At 31.3% G+C, this 18,886-nt stretch carries 17 protein-coding genes; 15 read left to right on the top strand and 2 right to left on the bottom strand.

Annotated elements, in window-relative coordinates; genetic code table 11:
* Positions 1-5 precede the first annotated feature (5 nt).
* On the bottom strand, positions 6-1,391 hold the full coding sequence (locus HCQ94_RS03295; RefSeq protein ID WP_166977610.1) for an MFS transporter: 1,386 nt from the start codon (positions 1,389-1,391) through the stop codon (positions 6-8).
* Positions 1,392-1,840: 449 nt separating this feature from the next.
* On the opposite strand from HCQ94_RS03295, the gene HCQ94_RS03290 reads away from it, so the two are divergent.
* The 3 genes from HCQ94_RS03290 to HCQ94_RS06350 all read left to right on the top strand — a co-directional run bounded on the left by HCQ94_RS03290 (position 1,841) and on the right by HCQ94_RS06350 (position 3,485).
* Complete coding sequence (locus tag HCQ94_RS03290) at positions 1,841-2,005, top strand: hypothetical protein (protein ID WP_166981837.1); 165 nt, start codon at positions 1,841-1,843, stop codon at positions 2,003-2,005.
* 461 nt (positions 2,006-2,466) lie between these two features.
* Positions 2,467-2,976: an RDD family protein gene (locus HCQ94_RS03285; RefSeq protein WP_166981834.1), complete on the top strand. Its 510-nt coding sequence runs from the start codon at positions 2,467-2,469 to the stop codon at positions 2,974-2,976.
* Between the two features lie 326 nt (positions 2,977-3,302).
* A complete protein-coding gene (locus tag HCQ94_RS06350) occupies positions 3,303-3,485 on the top strand; it encodes a DUF1877 family protein (protein WP_166982222.1) in 183 nt (60 codons plus the stop codon).
* A 275-nt stretch (positions 3,486-3,760) separates the two neighbouring features.
* On the opposite strand, the gene HCQ94_RS03275 is transcribed toward HCQ94_RS06350, so the two are convergent.
* A complete protein-coding gene (locus HCQ94_RS03275; RefSeq protein WP_166977604.1) occupies positions 3,761-4,486 on the bottom strand; it encodes a MerR family transcriptional regulator in 726 nt (241 codons plus the stop codon).
* A 531-nt stretch (positions 4,487-5,017) separates the two neighbouring features.
* Here HCQ94_RS03275 and rlmD point away from each other — a divergent pair.
* The 12 genes from rlmD (at position 5,018) to HCQ94_RS03215 (ending at position 18,821) form a co-directional block, all read left to right on the top strand.
* Positions 5,018-6,478: a 23S rRNA (uracil(1939)-C(5))-methyltransferase RlmD gene (rlmD, locus tag HCQ94_RS03270; RefSeq protein ID WP_166981831.1), complete on the top strand. Its 1,461-nt coding sequence runs from the start codon at positions 5,018-5,020 to the stop codon at positions 6,476-6,478.
* A gap of 384 nt (positions 6,479-6,862) precedes the next feature.
* Entirely contained in the window at positions 6,863-7,027 is a 165-nt protein-coding gene (locus HCQ94_RS06345; protein ID WP_232525700.1) for a CD1845 family protein, read from the top strand.
* A 38-nt stretch (positions 7,028-7,065) separates the two neighbouring features.
* Positions 7,066-7,386, top strand: a complete 321-nt coding sequence (locus tag HCQ94_RS03265) for a TfoX/Sxy family protein (RefSeq protein ID WP_166981828.1) — start codon at positions 7,066-7,068, stop codon at positions 7,384-7,386.
* Between the two features lie 70 nt (positions 7,387-7,456).
* Positions 7,457-8,059: a DNA alkylation repair protein gene (locus tag HCQ94_RS03260; protein WP_232525699.1), complete on the top strand. Its 603-nt coding sequence runs from the start codon at positions 7,457-7,459 to the stop codon at positions 8,057-8,059.
* Between the two features lie 284 nt (positions 8,060-8,343).
* Positions 8,344-8,577 (top strand): hypothetical protein, encoded by a 234-nt coding sequence (locus HCQ94_RS06215; protein WP_198426286.1) that lies wholly within the window; start codon positions 8,344-8,346, stop codon positions 8,575-8,577.
* An 815-nt stretch (positions 8,578-9,392) separates the two neighbouring features.
* Positions 9,393-10,460 (top strand): ATP-binding protein, encoded by a 1,068-nt coding sequence (locus tag HCQ94_RS03250; protein WP_166981822.1) that lies wholly within the window; start codon positions 9,393-9,395, stop codon positions 10,458-10,460.
* Complete coding sequence (locus tag HCQ94_RS03245; protein ID WP_166981819.1) at positions 10,453-12,687, top strand: S8 family peptidase; 2,235 nt, start codon at positions 10,453-10,455, stop codon at positions 12,685-12,687. Before HCQ94_RS03250 ends, HCQ94_RS03245 begins: the two co-directional genes overlap by 8 nt.
* Before the next feature lie 69 nt (positions 12,688-12,756).
* Entirely contained in the window at positions 12,757-12,978 is a 222-nt protein-coding gene (locus HCQ94_RS06335) for an SMODS-associated NUDIX domain-containing protein (protein ID WP_198426285.1), read from the top strand.
* Between the two features lie 1,419 nt (positions 12,979-14,397).
* Positions 14,398-15,063 (top strand): response regulator transcription factor, encoded by a 666-nt coding sequence (locus tag HCQ94_RS03230; protein ID WP_166977599.1) that lies wholly within the window; start codon positions 14,398-14,400, stop codon positions 15,061-15,063.
* Between the two features lie 47 nt (positions 15,064-15,110).
* The gene (locus tag HCQ94_RS03225; RefSeq protein WP_166981816.1) at positions 15,111-16,457 is read left to right on the top strand and encodes a HAMP domain-containing sensor histidine kinase; all 1,347 of its coding nucleotides are present in this window, start codon (positions 15,111-15,113) and stop codon (positions 16,455-16,457) included.
* 382 nt (positions 16,458-16,839) lie between these two features.
* Positions 16,840-18,168, top strand: coding sequence for an ABC transporter permease (locus HCQ94_RS03220; protein WP_166981813.1), 1,329 nt, complete (start codon positions 16,840-16,842; stop codon positions 18,166-18,168).
* A 14-nt stretch (positions 18,169-18,182) separates the two neighbouring features.
* Positions 18,183-18,821: an ABC transporter ATP-binding protein gene (locus HCQ94_RS03215; protein WP_166977594.1), complete on the top strand. Its 639-nt coding sequence runs from the start codon at positions 18,183-18,185 to the stop codon at positions 18,819-18,821.
* Positions 18,822-18,886 lie beyond the last annotated feature (65 nt).

The raw sequence follows: 18,886 nt of genomic DNA, 5'->3' as shown, positions 1-18,886 counted from the left end.
ATGAATTAGAACTTAAAGTCTTTAACCTCATAATTGATATCATCGTTTACATATAAACGTTTTGAAGAAACAAAGGTAAGAATTGCTAGTATTATTCCAATTGACACGACTGGTACATAAGGCCATGGTGGTGGGAATACGAAAACTATTGAGAATAAAGCTGTGACTGTTGCTATAGCTGTAGCGCTACCAATAGTGTCTGCTATTTGTAAACTGGAAGATGCTTCACCGTGCTGGGCTTGTGGAGTCCAAGATAACACTAAAACTGACATACTAGGATATATTAATCCGACAGCAAAACCTGTTACAGTCCAGCCAATTACACTTATGAATACAGGCAGCTGGACGAAAGCTATAGTAGAGGTCAAAATTGCACCGACTAATGCTAAATAAGCGCCAACTTGTGGAACTTTTCTAGCTAAATCAGGACGAATAATTTTTCCTTGCACAACTGATCCTAGAGCATAGGCTAAAGTTCCAATTGTAAGTAAAATCCCTGAGTTTGATGGCAAATATCCACGTCCACTTTGCAATACTAGTGGAATAAAAGATTCGAGGGCTACAAATAATCCGTTTGATACGCCACGGCAAGCAACAACTGATGGTATACCTTTTTTTAGTTTAAAGGTACCTGATGGGAATAGCCTAGGTGCACAATATACTGCTATTGCAATACCGATTAGAGTGCCGATAGTTTTTAGAGCATATAAATGGCGTGGAAGGGTTCCTACTAACATTATTAAACCTATAGAAAGACCAGTTCCAGTAGCCATAAACATGATACTACGAGTGCGTTCAGGAACTTGTTTATTATATGTAGGTAATTTGAAAAGCAACGGAATAATGATGGTAGAAGCTAAAATGACTAGTGGTGTCATTCCTAAGAAAATCCAGCGCCAATGTCCAGCTTCAACAATCTTTCCAGCCAAAACAGGACCAAAAATAGCAGGTAATACCCAAGCTAAAGCAAAAGAAGCAAAAAATAGTGGGCGTCTACTAGGAGTAACTAACAAACCTACTAGAGCGTAGACGGGAACCATTAGGAAGCCGCCTCCAAAGCCCTGTAGAGCCCTGCCTAGGATAAATGTGTTAATTCCTGGTGCGAATCCACATAAGAGTAATCCTGAAACGAAAAGTAAGAACCCTAGTATTAGCGGCTTCTTAGCTCCTCGCGAATCAGTTATAGCACCAGCAATTGGTGTTGCGATTAGTTGCCCTACAATTGGAATACCGAAAGCAACAGGGTATAAGTGTATACCATTCAAAACTCTAGCAATGTCAGGCATAGCTGTGGAGACAGATAAGGCTGTGAACCCAGCTAAAACTATCGAAATACTAGCCCCGAATAAAAGTAAGTTGGCGTTTTTATTAGTATGAAAAGTATCACTCATACAATATATATTACAGGAAAATAGTTTTATGTGTGGTTAGTGACATTTTTATACTCTAATTTGCCAGTATTTTTTACTGTTATTTTTGTTATGCAAGTAACAAAAGCTGAGTATATTGCTGGGAATGTGGTTGGGAAAACCCTTAGGAGAAATACTGATGAACAATATGGTTAATTTTATATAAACTCGTAAAGACTTTAATGTCCTTGAAACTAATATTTGGATATATAACTTTATGAAAGACTTATTAATCTTATTAAATAGTCGTGAACTGTTTAAAAACTAAAAGACTTCTTATTAGACCATAATTTTTCAAGATAAAGTTCAAACTTCAAAAGTTACAAAGGAACTTATCCCTAAAATCAATATTTTTTACTACGTGTTATATGAAAGTTGTTGTATTAAGAAAGTAATGAGAAATAAATGCTAACTTCACAAAAGGAATACAGATGACTTACGACTTTGTACTAACAAAAGACTATAATACTTTAGTTGACTCTATAAACTATGGTAAAGAAGAAAGAGTCTTATATACATTATCACAATACAGTAGCAGGTTTTTGGAAAAGATTAATAGAGATTATTATTCCACAAATATTTATGGCATTGAATAGATGATTTCTTACAGAAAAGATTGTTATTACTGTTTAAAGAAACTTGTATGAGGAAGAAAGAAAGTTATTATACAAATTAATTTCTATCATATCCTACGCCATAGAAAAATGATGAGACTTTGACAGGGATAGAGGGGATTAGAATAGTACTAAATGAGATAGTGAGCAAATTTAGAGACGGAAAGCTCAGTCTAAAAAACTTCCCAAAAGTAGCAAGGAAACGACAACAGCTCTATTTCTAGCAAGATGTGTGGAAATAAGGATAAGTATTTGTGAACTGGATTTATTTACAAAACGGGATGGTGCTTGATATTTGGAGTGAAAAAGCAAGTGATAGTGTCAAATATAGTAAAATAGTAGGAGAAGCTGAGTTTGATACATATTTAATATAAATACTTGAACTTTTTCTATAAAAAGGGTAACAAGTAAAAATAAAATAGAATTTGTGAGGGGAGGGGAGAATGTATAAAGAAAATAATAAAATAGGTTTTTCAACTAGAGTGAAAGAACTTTTTATAGACTGGTTGGTCATAAGTGCATATCTGGTATGTCTATTTATTGTTTGTATTTTATTTTACACATTGGTATTAAAAGGAATTCCCTCATATACGCATATACAGTCTCAGATAATTGTTTTTGTTTCATCCGTTATTCCGATAATCTTTCTTTTTACTTATCTTGATTATAATGGTGGAAGTATTGGAAAAAGAAAGATGGGACTAAAGCTGGCTTATAAAAATAAGAACTATACCTCTGCTTTAGTTCGAAACACAATAAAGTTTTTACCATGGCAATTAGGGCATATGGGCACTATCAGGGGTATGTATACCGGCTTCGATACTATTAGTATAGTTTTGGAGATATTATCAGTTGGACTCATGTTAGTTTTATTTTTAATGGGAACCATAAGAAATGATAGAAGACATTTAGGGGATTTAATCGCCAGAACTCAAGTTTTGATAGAAAAGTAAATTTTAATTATTCGAGTTCAAATCTTTAATTTACTTCAACAAATTACGAGTTTGTTGAACTGAATAAAATATATTACTAAGACATTTACGAAAAAATATATGTTTTTAATGCCCATTTTAGGAAGGAGGTGGTCAAGTGGCTAATAGAATAAAGGTATTACAGTTGAGATTAGTGGAGATACTACTGGTCTTGATAAAGCCTTAAAAAGTGTAAACGCTACAATTAAATCAACACAAAGTTCTTTAAGGATATAAACAGCCTATTAAAACTTGATCCTTCCAATGCAAAATTACTTGCTCAAAAACAGCAACTGTTCTAAAAGGAAATCTCTGAAACAAGCGAAAAGCTAAATGCCTTAAAAGAAGCAGACTTATATCCAGATATTTGGGATTATGAAGAAGAAATTGATGAAATAATAGAAGATATAATGGATTGCTTTGAAAATTTGAAAGAGTTTTATAAGGAAATACTAGAAATAAATGGGAATGTAATGCTTACGATTTATTAAGTCCGGTATAAGTAAAGTCTAATTTGTGGTGCGAATGTAGCTGTTTTAGATAAGGATATAAAGACAGCTACATTGTAGTCGTTTTTTGCACGAGTTTACTTACTTTCCTTTCAAAGCAGATTTCCAGTGGAACTATACGAATTACTAATTGTTTACTATTAGATTTATCTCTGCTCCGATAACTAGGCGAGTAGTATACCTAATTTATTCCTCGTAATTTATAAAGAAAATGCACCTACATTGGGATAGATGCATTTTCAAGTAACTTATATTTGTTACTCACAATAAGTTTCAATTGCAGATGAGACAAACTCTGCAACTCCTGTACCAGCAGTAGCGTTTATATTCTTTGTAAACTCACTACCATTTCCATAAGCTTTTCCTAGTTCAGCAAAAATTTGTTTTGAACAAGAATAGTAGTTTTCACAAATATAATTATGCAGTTTCTTTACTAATAGCTGTATCTCATCTGAATCTTTGCTTTTATTCTTCTTTTCTCCAAATTCGATGAAAATATTCATTAAGCCTTGATTTATCCTTTTTCTTTCATCTGGAGTTCGTTTTTTGTCCTTTTTCTCAAATTCCTTATATTGTGATGTCTCTCCCCAAATTTCCTTGGCTTTGGCTGTATATTCATCAATTTTCTTGGTATCAAAAGCTGTAAAATCCATTTTTCTTATTCCTTTCGTTTTTATATCACGAGCAAGGGCAATCAAATTATTGATGTGTTCACGTTTTAATGACAAAAGTTTAATTTGTTGTTCCAATGCTTTTTCTTTATCAAAATTAGAGCTATTTATGATTCTTCTAATATCTTTTAAAGAAAATTCAAGTTCACGAAATAATAAAATTTGTTGTAGCAGTTCTAAGTCTGTATCGTTATACAAACGATATCCAGCTTTACTGTACTTAGAAGGGGACAAAAGATTTATTTTGTCATAATATTGCAGGGTGCGTATACTCACACCTGTTAATTTGCTAATTTCGTTTACTGTTCTCATACTAATTTCCCTCCTCGATACCCTTACTCTAAACTATTACGTAAGGTAGGAGTCAACATATTTTACAAGCCTATAAGACATATTTTTTATTTTGAAATATGCTTACCTTTCGCTAATGTATTTCTTTAAACTTGTCTTTATTTTTGTATCAGTTTTGAAAGTATGATTCAATTTACTCTTTTTATTTCTTATCTAATGGCTTTTGTTTTTATTCCTCGAAATAGTAGCAAGTATTTTTTTGAAAGTAGTAATAAGTAAAAGTAGTAAAAAATAAAAAGAGGTAACTTGGTTGTTCAAAGCTAGATACTATGCGAAAACCTACTTTCAAAGTATTTTCTTTTTCTATCTATCAGCAAGATTATGGTAAACGACTATATTGAATATAATTATTAACACGAAAATATAAAACTTTTTATTTGTTTAGTTACTCTAATATAAACGATTACCAATAGTAATTAATCTGAAATTTAAAGTTAATAATATATAATTGTGAAATAAATACGACTACCAAAAGCAAGTTATGGAAACAAAATGAATGAAACTTTTTCACAATCAAGCAAGCCTTTACAAACAGAACAAATACAGTTACAAGAGGCTTGTCCTTTGAAAAAGAATGATATTTTGTTGTTAGAAGTTCAAAGTCTTACTACAAATGCTGTGGCTGTATCGCATTATGGCAACTACACTATACATTTTGAAAACGCCATTGTAGGTGAAAAAGTTAGAGTAAAGATAATCAAAGTACTAAAAAATTTTGCTTTTGCTAAGTTGGTCGAAATTGTTGAAAAAAGTCCTGAACGTATAGATATACTTGATGTAAAAGGGTATCAGACTGGTACTATGCCTTTACAACACATGAGTTACACATCGCAACTAGCGTTCAAACAAAAAGTAGTCCAAGACTATATGAATGAGCTTGGAATAAAGGTCCATGTAAAACCAACTTTGGGTATGGATATTTTGGATACTGAAGAACTAAGTGTGTATCCTTTAGCTTATCGCAACAAAGCACAAATACCTGTACGTAGAGTTGATGGAAACTTAGAAACTGGGCTGTTTAGGAAAAATACGCATGAGCTAATTCCTATTGAAAACTACTGTATTCAAGATACAAAAATAGATAAGGCTATTGTTCAGATACGTGATATATTGAGAGCTTTTAAAGTTGTTCCTTACGACGAGGAAAAACACGAGGGAAACTTACGTAACGTTATAGTTAGGCGTGGATATGTGACTGGGCAAATGATGGTTGTTTTGGTAACTCGTAAGCCTAAACTATTTCAAGCAGATAAAATTGTGGATAAGATTTTGACAGCTTTGCCAGAAGTCGTTTCAATTGTGCAAAATATACATACAGAACGTAATAATAATGTTATGGGAAGTCGTAACGTTATCTTATATGGTCAAGATTGTTACGAAGATGAAATACTAGGCTTATCTTTCAATATCTCTTCTAAATCTTTTTACCAAGTAAATACTAAGCAAACAGAGGTTTTATACAAACAAGTTATAGATTTAGCTGATTTAAACGGAACAGAAATAGTTTTGGATGCTTACTGTGGGATTGGAACTATTGGCTTGTGCATGGCTGGTAAAGCTAAGCAAGTGTACGGAATTGAGATTGTTGAAGACGCTGTAAATATGGCTAAGTTGAATGCTAAGCGAAACGGTATAGTAAACGCTCAGTTTAGAGTCGGTTCTGTGCAAGAGCAGATTCCTGTATTGCTTGAAGAACTAAAGGAACGTGGTGAAAAGCTGGACGTTATAGTTGTAGATCCTGCTAGAAAAGGATTAGAAACAAGCTTTATAGATGCAGTTGTACAATCTAAATGTGAAAAGCTTATCTACGTTAGCTGTAATCCCAAGAGTTTAGCTAGAGACTTGGCTCTTTTGAGCGAGATAGGATTTAGGGCTCAGTGTATTCAGCCTGTGGATATGTTCCCGCTCAGCACCCATGTTGAGTGCGTCGTATTACTGGTAAAAGATAATTAGGATATTCCCTATAAAAAGTTTTAGAGAAGTAAGGAGAAATCTAGCTCTAAGTTGAGCCATGAAAACTCTATTGACTGAGGAAAATAAGAATTAGTTACAAACTGTAAAATTCTGTATTTTAAGCAGTTTTACAAACATTATGTGTTTAATGAAGATGGCGATGGATGACGAAAAAAAGTCCTTAAAAGGATATTGATGTGAATGTTTGCATTGATATGGTGTGTGGAGATACAAAGAGTGATTTAGGAAATGAAGAATAAGAAATGGTGAGGTGGATATTAAAAATAATCTTGTTTCCAATTAGTTTGGTGTTAAGTATCCTCACTGTATTTCTTACATTTTTACTTACCATAGAACAACAATATTGTATTTCTTAATGCTGATGTGTATAGCTGCTGCAATAGGCTCATTTATGCAAAAAGGTATATAACTTGGCATTGTGAAGCTTTGATACTGGGTTTCTTGTTAAGTCCTTACGGAATACCGATGGTTGGAGTAGTAGCTATAGATTTTTTACAAGGTATAAACGAGAGAATAAAACCAATTTGAATCAAAACTGAAAAATTTGAAGTTGCGGAGGTGAAGATATGGCTTCAAGTAACCAATATTTAAGTTTCACTTTAGAACAGCTCTCTGAATTGGAAGAAATAACATGTAAATCGATGATGTGTGAATATATTATTTATTATCGTGGGAAGATTATTGGTGGAATTTATGATGATAGATTTTTGGTAAAGTCTGTGAAATCTGCGATAGAATATATGCCAAATGCAGAATATGAATTGCCGTATGATGGAGCAAAAGAAATGCTATTGGTAGATGGTGTAGATAACAAAGATTTTTTAACTGGTTTAGTTAACGCAATGTATGATGAGTTACCTGAACAAAAATCAAAGAAAAAGAAATAATCAACTCTCTGTTTTCAAAGGAGAGAGTTTAAATTTTGTGAGGAGGCGAGGCTATTTGAAAGAGTATATTATGAGTTTAGAAAAAGAATTTTCTTTGATAGAAAATGGCTTCAAAGAGGAAGAAAAAAGAGCCTTTGCTGATTATAAATCTAATAATAATGAGCATAGCAAAAAATTAGCATTTTTAGCTTATAAATCCAATGTATATCAAGTTAGAATGTATGGTGTGTTTCTATTTGGATATTTATCATCAGATGAAGAAATTCTAAGATTTATGAGAGATGAAGTTTCTAAAGACGATAATTGGAGAGTTCAAGAAGTATTAGCAAAGGCATTTGATGAATTTTGTAAGAAAACAGGCTATGAAAACGCACTTTCGATTATTGATGAATGGTTACAAAATAGCAATCCAAATACAAGAAGAGCAGTTACAGAGGGTTTGAGAATATGGACGAGAAGACCGTATTTCAAGGAAAATCCGAATGAAGCGATTGAAAGAATTGCAAACTTAAAAGAAGATGGAAGCGAATATGTAAGAAAATCTGTTGGAAATGCTTTAAGGGATATTAGTAAGAAATTCCCAGAGTTGATTAAAATTGAACTTGATAGTTGGAATTTAGAAAGTAAAGAAATAAAACAAGTTTACAAGCTGGCAAGCAAACTGATTGTATGACAAATTCAAGTTTGTAAAATAAAAATTTCATATAGATAGTTATCAAAGGCGATAGAGAAAAACTATCGTCTTTTTCTTTGCAAATTTTACGCGTGAATATGTAGGAATATATATTCACAAGGATAGAATTTCTTTTGTAAACCATAACAGACCAGTTCCTCCTGTAACTATCGAAGCTCTTAATAGCGATAGAAGTATTGATAGAAGGCAGTATCTGAATAAAGAGCTTAAAGATATGTTCTTTTCTCTTAATTTGATAGAGTCTTACGGATTAGGAATAAGGCGTGCAAAAAGATACACTATTAGAAAATGGCTCTCCTGAGCCTAAGTTTTATTCGGAAAATGAAGAAGATAACTATACTAATGCAGTTATGGGCGTGAATGAAGAATTTTTGAAAGACTTTGATAGTAGTAATTATGAAAAAACTATTACTAAAACTACCATGAAACAGGAAGAGATTATTAAAATAATTGCTGAAAATCCTTATATAAGTGCGAAAGAAATAACAGAAAACTAAATCTTACCATTGACTGTGTGCGTTATCATTTAACTAAAATGAGAAAAGCTGGACTTATTCGATATGAAGGTTTAACAAAATTAGGTCAGTGGATAATTGTGAAGTAGTGGTAAGTTGCAATACACAGAATCAAAAGGTGATTAAAATAAAATTTAACCACCTTTTTCGTTTGGAAAAAGAAGGAGGTAAAAATGCGAATAGATGATTTTCATAACATTTTGGAGCTTGTAAAACAAGATGCGCTTCATGGTGAAACGGAATATCTGAAGCTCTTAAATGTTGTCGGAAACTAGAGATACGACTTTAGAAGTCAGTTAAGTATCTATGATAGAAATCCTGAAGCGACAGCCTATGCTAAGTTTGACTATTGGCGAGGACGATTTAACCGTACCATTATGCGAGGTTAAAAGGGTATCTCCATTTTAGAGGACTATGGCACATACAAAAAGTGGCTTATATTTTTGATATAAGAGAGATATTTAAATGGATAAAGCTGGTCTGTTACACATCATGGAATTATAAATATTATGTAGTATTTGTATTAAAATTATAGAAGACAAATAATATACAGAAAAATGAAAGAAGATTACTTATCAGAGTAAATAAGTATGAAAGAATGTTAATAGTACGATAAGTGTTGCTGGTAATAGAGCTCCTTATAGGGGTATAACAAACCATTAGTTATGATTAAAATTTATGAAAAATTGCTAAAATTTCATTTACTGTAGAAAATAAAAGCAAATATCTGTCCCATAAATGTAGAAATTTGTCCTGGTTTACGATATAGTAATAAAGAAAGTGGGAGGTATGGTAATATGAAAAAACAAAATGTTTTGAATTTAATAAAATACCATGTGGAAAGGAATGAAAATTCCTTTAGAAATGAGGCAATAGCAATAGCAAGATATTTTGATAGCATAGGAGATTATCAGTTATCCGAATATATTATGGGGTTAATATCTGAATCAAATTTATATTCACCACAAAGTAGTGATTTTGAAAGTGAGTTTTTAAGACAAGTAGAAATAAGAAATTTAGAGGGTTTAAATTTACCACTTGAAATAACAGAAGATATAAAAGGTATTATTAACGCTGTAAACCATAATGTTGGTATTAATAAATTTTTATTTGAAGGTTTACCGGGAAGTGGAAAAACAGAAGTAGCCAAAAACGTTGCAAGATTATTGGATAGGTCTCTTTTTAGGGTGGATTTTGAGAACTTGATAGATAGTAAGTTGGGACAGACTAATAAAAACATAATAAAAGTATTTAGAGAAATAAATATGCTTCCAAATGCAAATAAGATTGTGGTTTTATTTGATGAAATTGATGTTATTGCGTTGGATAGAATTAATTCTAATGATATTAGAGAGATGGGAAGAGTAACATCTACGATTTTAAGAGAATTAGATAGATTGACAGATCTTAATAAAGAGATTGTACTTATTGCAACAACTAATCTATATTCAAATTTTGATAAAGCATTAATTAGGAGATTTGATGCTATTATTAATTTCAATAGGTATAGTAGTGAGGATTTAATAGAAGTTGCTGAATATTATTTTTCTTCGTTTATCAAGAATTTTAAAGGAATATCCAAGGATACAAGATTATTTAAAAAAATATTGAAGACAGCAAAGAAAATACCTTATCCCGGAGAGTTAAAAAACATTATAAAAACATCACTTGCATTTAGCGATGTTGGTTCTGAGTACGATTATTTGAAAAGATTATACAATAGCTTGATAGGGAGTTTGGATCAAAAGGATATAAACCAACTTCATGAAGAAGGATTTACTGTAAGAGAAATAGAAAAATTAAAAGGGAAGTCTAAAAGTGCTGTATCAAGAAAGTTAAAGAAGGAGAGAGTGGGCAGTGAATAATGTCTTGGAATTAAGAGGTAAACGCTTTGTGCAAGCCAGTAAAAATGGTAGGCGTGGAGGTATAACCATGAATGGAAAAGTGGAAGTCAATACAGATCATTTATTAAGATTAAGATCTCAGCTAATCCAGATTAAAGAGTTCTGGGATAAAGAAACAAAGTTGTTTGAAGGTATTTTGGTTAGTGTTTATTACAATAAGATTGTTGCGAAAAGTAATCGAATTGCTGGACTTTTTAAAGGGATGGATTCTAATGAAGCAATTGTTGGAGCAAAATTTAATATAGATAAGAGTAAACACATTATCACATATTTTCTTGATGAGTATGATTTGACTAAAAGCATAGAGTTGATTACAGATACTTCAAATATATTGTCTCAAAAATTTGCGGGTAAGATTAGTAAGGATGTATTTGGAGATAAGAATATTGTTAATCAAACAGTTTTTAAAGATTTTTCTGTAAGTATGTCTATATTTAAACAGGTGATTGCAGATGTATCATATATTGATTCTTTTGAGGTATTGTTACCTACGATAGATGTAAAACAGAGCATTATAACTTTGTATGATGTAAGAAAAGACACAAAATTATTATTTGAAAGATTAGGGATAGATATTTTAAGTAGCAGAATTTTAGATAATCAAACTGTTTACTTAGATGAAAATCAGGTAGAAGTACTTTTTGAAAAAGCACCTTATCTTGTTTCAATGGCAACCGTTGATTTGTCAAGTTTATCACCTGATGATTTTATCAATGAGTATCAAACAAAAATGGTAACTATACCATCTCCAACTATTGAACCGACAATTGGGGTGATAGATACCTTATTCGATGAAAATGTTTATTTTAGCAATTGGGTTGAATATCATGATATGGTTTCAGAAGATATATCAAAAACCCCAAAAGATTATAATCATGGGACAGCAGTATCTTCCATTATTGTTGATGGAGCAAGATTAAATCCTTGGTTGGATGATGGCTGTGGAAGGTTTAAGGTTAGGCATTTTGGAGTAGCAGTAGGTGCTGAATTTTCTTCATTTTCAATAATAAAGAAAATAAAGAGTATTGTAGTAAATAATTTAGATATAAAAGTCTGGAATATTTCACTTGGTAGTAATCAGGAAATTAATGACAACTTTATTTCTGCTGAAGCTGCAGCATTAGATAAAATTCAGTATGAAAACAATGTAATATTTGTTGTGGCAGGAACAAATAAACCAAGTGCAGATATAGTAAAAATAGGCTCTCCGGCAGATTCTGTTAATAGCATAGTTGTAAATTCAGTTAGTAAGAATGGTCTGTCTACTAAATATGCTCGTAAAGGATTAGTATTATCTTTCTTTGCAAAGCCTGATGTGAGCTATTATGGTGGCAGTGAAGAAGAGTACATTAGGGTTTGTAAACCTTTAGAGTTCGCTAGTGTTGCCGGTACTTCTTATGCTGCACCTTGGATTGCGAGGAAATTATCTTATTTAATTGATGTGTTAGGGCTTAATAGAGAAGTTGCAAAAGCCATGATTATTGATGCTGCAAGAGGTTGGGATGTAAAACCGACTCCTGAGGAAGTTGCTTTATATGGGCATGGAGTTGTACCAATTCATATAAATGATATTATTCAAACAAAAGATGACGAAATAAAATTTGTGGTATCAGATATTAGTGAAAAATGGAATACTTATATCTACGATTTTCCAGTTCCTCTAAAGAATAATAAGTATCCGTATATTGCAAAGGCTACGATGTGTTATTTTCCATTGTGCGATAGATCGCAAGGTGTTGACTATACAAATACAGAATTGAATTTGCATTTTGGTCGAATAGGAGATGATAAAAAAATTAAGGATATTAAAGGTGATAAACAGAATACAGAAGACACATTAGATGGAGAAAGAAATTATCTTTTGGAAGGTGAAGTTAGAAAGCATTTTAGAAAATGGGATAATGTAAAGTATATCGCAGAGAGTGCTACAAAAAGAATGATACCAAAAGACTCTTATAGAAATAAGAATTGGGGCATGGAAGTAAAAACAAATAACCGATTAAAACCTCAAGATGGTGTAGGAGTTAGATTTGGTGTTGTTGTAACTCTTAAGGAAATGAATGGGGTCAACAGAATTGATGAATTTATAAATAACTGTATTTTTAATGGTTGGTTAGTAAATGTAATTGATGTTGGTAATAGAGTAGATATTCATCAAAAAGTTAATGAAGAAATTAAGTGGGAGTAATGATGAAAATGTAGGTATATAAGTGTTAGAAAATATAGGAACTAATTTGATTAGTAATGGCATTGTTTTTTGATTGGTATATTTGCAGCTAATTATAAGAGAATAGGGTTATTTGTAAAATCGTTGATACATTGGAGCGAAGATATTAGGTTTAGTATTGCGTATTTATATAAAATAAAAATAGATGATAAATATCTTTTATATAAGGTAAGTAAAATAGAACGAACCTATTATTTCAGAAGAAGCTATAGAAAAAGCATTTATGGAAAGCTATCGCCAAGTCTGTCATAACAATGTTGAAATTACAAATGAATTTTTAAAGACGGTAGAAGAAGAATCAAAGGATGATAGCTTATCAAAATATTTGAAAAAATAAGCAACCAACTTGATAGAATAAATAAGAAAGAAAAAGATTTAGTAGAGTTAAGATTGAGTGAGTCAATCAGTTTTGATATTTACCAAGAAAAATATAATGAAATAGGAATACAGAAGAATATCTAGAAGAATTTAATAGAGCCATATTTGAAAGTATAGTGGATAAAATAATAATCGGAAGAGTTAATGATGATGGAGAAATTGACCCTGCGATGATTACTATTACATATAAGACAGGAAAGCAAGATTCACAGGATAGCCAATTATTTATAAGCAAGAGATGCAAAGGTTGTCGAGGAAAATGACAATAATAAGTTGTATCCTCAGTCAAGCAACGAGGTTAATAAATTATGTTCCTATTCAACAGACAACCCACGTTGAGACGGTGTGTTTGCTGTCAAAAGATAATTAGGATATTCCCTATAAAAAGTTTTAGAGAAGTAAGGAGAAATCTAGCTCTAAGTTGAGCCATGATAACTCTATTGACTGAGGAAAATAAGAATTAGTTGCAAACCGTGAAATCAGGTTTGGTAGGAAAAATCTAAGTTGTGCTGAGCTATAGAATACAGACTTTAAGATGACTAGAATATAATTCGGCTATTTTTCTTTAGGAAAAGAAGATGTAAAACTAAATCAATATTTTATGTTGTGTTGAAATTTTAAAACAACATATTAAAGCAAAAACATATAAACTTTCTAAGAGACATATAAATAATTAAAGATAGTTCAGTATTTATATATAAATCTGAGAATAATAGCTTCTGCACTAAACTTACTTACTGTTGAAAAGGAATGTTTTACTTGAACAAGTTATGTAAATTTTTAAGAAGTAAATATTTATAAGTACTAAATGACTATTTGTAAAATATATAGCTAGTATCCACGATATTAGTTGATTAGATATGAAACTATTTGGTGATATGAATTATTCTTAGGAAGAAAAGAAATAAATATTTTGACAAGACTTCACACATATAAATGCTTCAGATAAAACAATATCTAAAATAGTGCCAAAATATAACTAACCTTAGTCAACCTATGCTTTTATAAGCTATTTTCTCCAAGGAAGATATGAATGTGGAAAGAAAAAGAAAGAATTTTACTAGTTACGAGGAAACATATCTGACTATGGTGGATAATCTGTAAAAGTTAACTATGTGGAAAGATTATCTGATAAAAAAGACAGGCGTGTATATATATTGCATCTACTGAAAGAAAGCTACGATGTAATTAGTAAAATTTCTCCTGAGCATAAAATATACTGCAACAGAAAATATAGAAATTTTGGATTAAGAAGAAAAATTATATATCTTTTATAGAAAAAGGAGCCTGTTAATGAAGGGGAGAATACTACTAGTTGAAGATGATGAAGTTACGCGTGAAGGTGTTGCCGAATTTCTTACTGTAAAAAACTACGAAGTGGTATCTGCTGAAGATGGAGAAAAAGCTATTAGTATATTTCAAAATCAAGTCTTTGATTTAGTTATTTTAGATATCATGCTTCCCAAGGCAGATGGTTTTGAAGTTTTGAAAAAAATTAGATCGTGTAACCAAACATTCGTCTTGATGTTAACAGCCATGGCTGATGATAGTACACAGATTATGAGTTTTGATGAACAGGCAGATGACTATATGAGTAAACCATTTTCACTTGCAATTTTAGAAAAACGTATTGAAGCTTTGATTAGAAGAAGCCATATCCAACATAATAAAGAAGAATGGGTATATGGAGAAGCAAGAGTAAATTTATCTGGATTTAGTGCCACATATAAGGGACAGGATGTAGACATTAAACCTAGGGAAATAAAAATATTAAATCTTCTAATTGAGCATCCGGGACAAGTTTTTTCACGTGAACAGATACTTGATAAGTTATGGATTGATGAAATCCCTTTTGATAGGGTGATAGATGTATACATAAAAAATTTACGAAAAAAGCTTCACCTAGACTGTATAAAGACGGTAAAAAGCGTGGGCTACAAATATGAGAGTGAAGTATGAAAAGATTAAAACTATTTCCTAAGACTTTCATATACACTATGGTGATTATGACTATTATTACTATAACGATTCATAGTCTTATATATTTTCTTCTACCTAGTTTTTATTTTAATAAAAAGCAAGAAGAGGTCAAAAATAGGTCTACGGAGCTAGTTGAAATTTTAAAGAAAACTAGTGAACTAGAAGCGTTAGAAGTAACAGAGAAATACGCTACTATATATAACGTAAATATAACTCTTAATATTGAAAATAATACATATCAGTATCATGGTTTTACACCTGTTAATATCCATCTTGATCCTACTAGAGCAAAAGATATACTAAGCAGAGATACTTCTGATATACAATTAGAATCACTTGGTAACCACTCGGTTACCATTAATAAAAAGACTTTTAAGAATAAAGATAACCAACTCTGTGATCTCTACTTAATTTTAAGTACTGGACCGATAGATGAAGCTAAACAAGTCACGATTAAGGTTATTCCTTATTCTATAGGTATTAGCTTTATTATTTCTCTCTTTGCGGCGTATATTTATAGTAAAAAAATCACTAAACCTATAAAAAGTATATTAAAATCTACCAAAGATATGGAGAGGCTAAAAAAGGGTAGCTATTGCAAAGTAGAAAGTGAAGATGAAATCGGAATGATAGCTGAAAATATTAACTCTTTATATGATACGGTATGGAATACAATTGAGTCGTTAGAACAAAAAATTGATGATATTAGTCAGGTAGAAAAAGACAAGGTAGAATTTTTACGAGTAGCTTCGCATGAACTTAAAACACCTTTAACATCACTAGGGATTTTATTAGAAAATATGCGTTATAAGATTGGTAAATATAAAGATCGAGATTTTTATTTAACCAAGGCGCAGGAAATAGTAATAGAATCGACGGATATGGTCCAAAGTATATTAGATGTAAGCAAATTACAGGTGGTTAATAAAGAACATAAAGAAGACTTAGATATAAGGATAATTATAATTGAGATAATAGAATCATATAAGGTTTTAGCAAAGGCAAAAGATCTGAAAATAAACTTGCAACTTCAAGAGTCATGTCATTGTTTTATAAACAAAGAATCTATGAAAAAAGTAATTTCTAATATTATCTCAAACGCTATTAACTATACTGACCAGAGTAACCGTATAAATATACAAATATCAGATGGAGTATTAGTAGTAGAGAACGAATGCAAACCACTTTCTGAATATGACCTAAAATATGTATTTGAAGCTTTTTATAGACCAGATTTTAGTAGAGATAAAAAAGATGGTGGAACTGGTCTAGGACTGTACATTGTCAGAAATATTTTAACTGATGCCAATCTTGATTTTTATTTTATTCCAAGTGATTTAGGTATGAAATTTATTATTAATTTCACAAGCTAATAAAAGTAAATATACTAATTTTGAAAATTGCTGACAAAATAGATTTATGTGAAGAAGAAAATACTTAGATATATTTTGAAAACTTTAATTACGTAAGTAACAGTAGGACTAGAAAAGTCAGCAGAATAACTCAAAGTGAGCCCTCAAAATAAATTTGTATAGTTTTATTTTGAGGGTTTTACACATTGCATAAAGATAAATTATGAATAACTAGAAAATACATTGATGCGTTTATACGAAAACTAATTGAATTATTTTTATAAATTTCATATAGGTTTCATATTGGGCACTTACTATATACGGATGAGGAGGTAATAATAAAATGTCAGTCTTAAAAAGATCTTTACTATATGTAACAAGGAAGAGGGTCAAATCCATAATAATGTTTTTTATTTTATTTGGAATAGCCACTTCCATGATAGCAGGTTTTGCAATCAAAGCTGCTACAAAAGAAACTAGAAAAAATATAAATACTTCAATTAGAGCAAGTTTTGAAATAGGTATCAATTTACAAAATAATTTTGGAGTAGGTCGTAGAGGGCTTGGTAATGTGCCAGGTTCTATAGTTGAAAAAGTAAAGTCAGTTGGTGGGATTTCTTCTAATGATTTGAGAACTATTACAGAAGTTGATCTCATGAACTTGAAAAAAGTACCACTAAAAATGGAAAGATCCACCTATACTCCTGAACAGGAGGAAATCTTAAAGACAATGGGAGATCTTCAAGGTAACGAAGACACTAGATTAGATAATAAGTTTGTAGGCGGTGCTTTAAAACTCACATCAGGTAGGCATATTAAAAAAACTGATGTTAATAAAGTTTTGGTCCATGAAGAGTTTGCTAAATTAAATAATCTAAAAATCGGCGATAAGATTAGTGTAACGCCTAGTAAAAATAGATCTGTGAACTTAAATAAAAATTTGAATACTAAAGTAGATCTTGAGATAGTAGGACTATTTTCTGGTAGTAATCAAAATAGAGCCACTCACGAAATAGAGTTAATAGAAAATATTTTGATGGCAGATATAAAAACAGCTACTCAACTTTGTGGGGACTCTAAAGAAAACCTTCAATATCAGGATGCTAAATTTTACGTTTCAGATCCAGCAAAGTTAAATGAAATAATAAATAAAGTCAAAAAATTAAATATTGATTGGTCAAAATATACAGTAACAAGTTCAGATAAAAACTTCTTATCCTTAACGACTTCGTTGGACGCTATGGATAAGCTAATAAATCAGTTAATTATTGGATCTATAATTATCAGTTCAATAATCCTATCACTTGTATTAGCTTTTTGGATTAATGGTCGTATCCACGAAACAGGAGTTTTGCTATCGCTAGGAATATCGAAAAGAAATATTGTATTGCAATACATAGTTGAACTACTCATGATAGCTGTATTTAGCTTTATAGCCTCAATAGGATCAGGAATTCTAATTGCGCAAAAGTTGGGTGACAGTTTAGTAAAGCAGGCAAATGATGCTGGCAGATTAGCTCTTGGAGAAAATCTTGGAGGACTTTCATTAGGAGCAGATGCTGAATCAAGTTTGATCGCTAAAACACTTGATGGTCTAAACGTTACAATTGGAATTAACGAGTTTATTTGGGTATGGATTATAGGTATTGCAATCATCATAGTATCAGTAGGCATTTCTTCAATGCACATAATTAAATTGAAGCCAAAAGAAATACTATCTAAGATGAGCTAAAATAGGACGTAAATATGAGTATTATTCGACTAGAAAATGTAAGCTATGTATATAAAAATAGCAAAAAGAATAAAATTTTAAGCGATGTGAGTTGTGAATTTCAAAGAGGAAAGTTTTATGCAATAGTTGGGGAATCAGGTTCAGGTAAAACTACTTTATTGTCAATACTTGCTGGGCTTGATGAACCCACAGCTGGAAATGTAATATTCGAAGATAAAAATGTAAAAGATATAGGATATACATTTTACAGAAAGAATGATATCTCAATAGTGTTCCAAAATTATAACCTATTAGATTACTTGACTCCGCTAGAAAACATAAAATTAGTAAAACGAAGTGCTAAGAAAGATATACTTTTGAGCCTAGGGTTACAAGATGAGCAGATTGGCAGAAATGTTTTACATCTTTCAGGAGGTCAACAGCAACGTGTAGCAATTGCTAGAGCCTTAGTATCTGGCGCGCCATTAGTTTTGGCTGATGAACCTACTGGAAACTTAGATGAAGATACATCGGATGAAATTATAAGTTTGTTAAAGTCTACAGCGCATGACCAAAACAAATGTGTAATTGTAGTTACTCATAGTAAACAGCTTTCAAGTCAGGCCGACATAGTTTTTAAGCTAAAAGGCAGAAGGCTTATGAAAGTTAAGTAGGGAAAATGAAAGTTGAGTCTTGGTAAAACTAAACTCGTGGTTTTTACCAAGACGGCTTTCTCGTA

Origin of the sequence: Actinomyces sp. zg-332 (assembly GCF_011751945.2) — a bacterium.
In the GTDB taxonomy this organism is placed as follows: domain Bacteria; phylum Actinomycetota; class Actinomycetes; order Actinomycetales; family Actinomycetaceae; genus ZJ293.
This window is presented reverse-complemented; position numbering and strand designations above follow the sequence as displayed.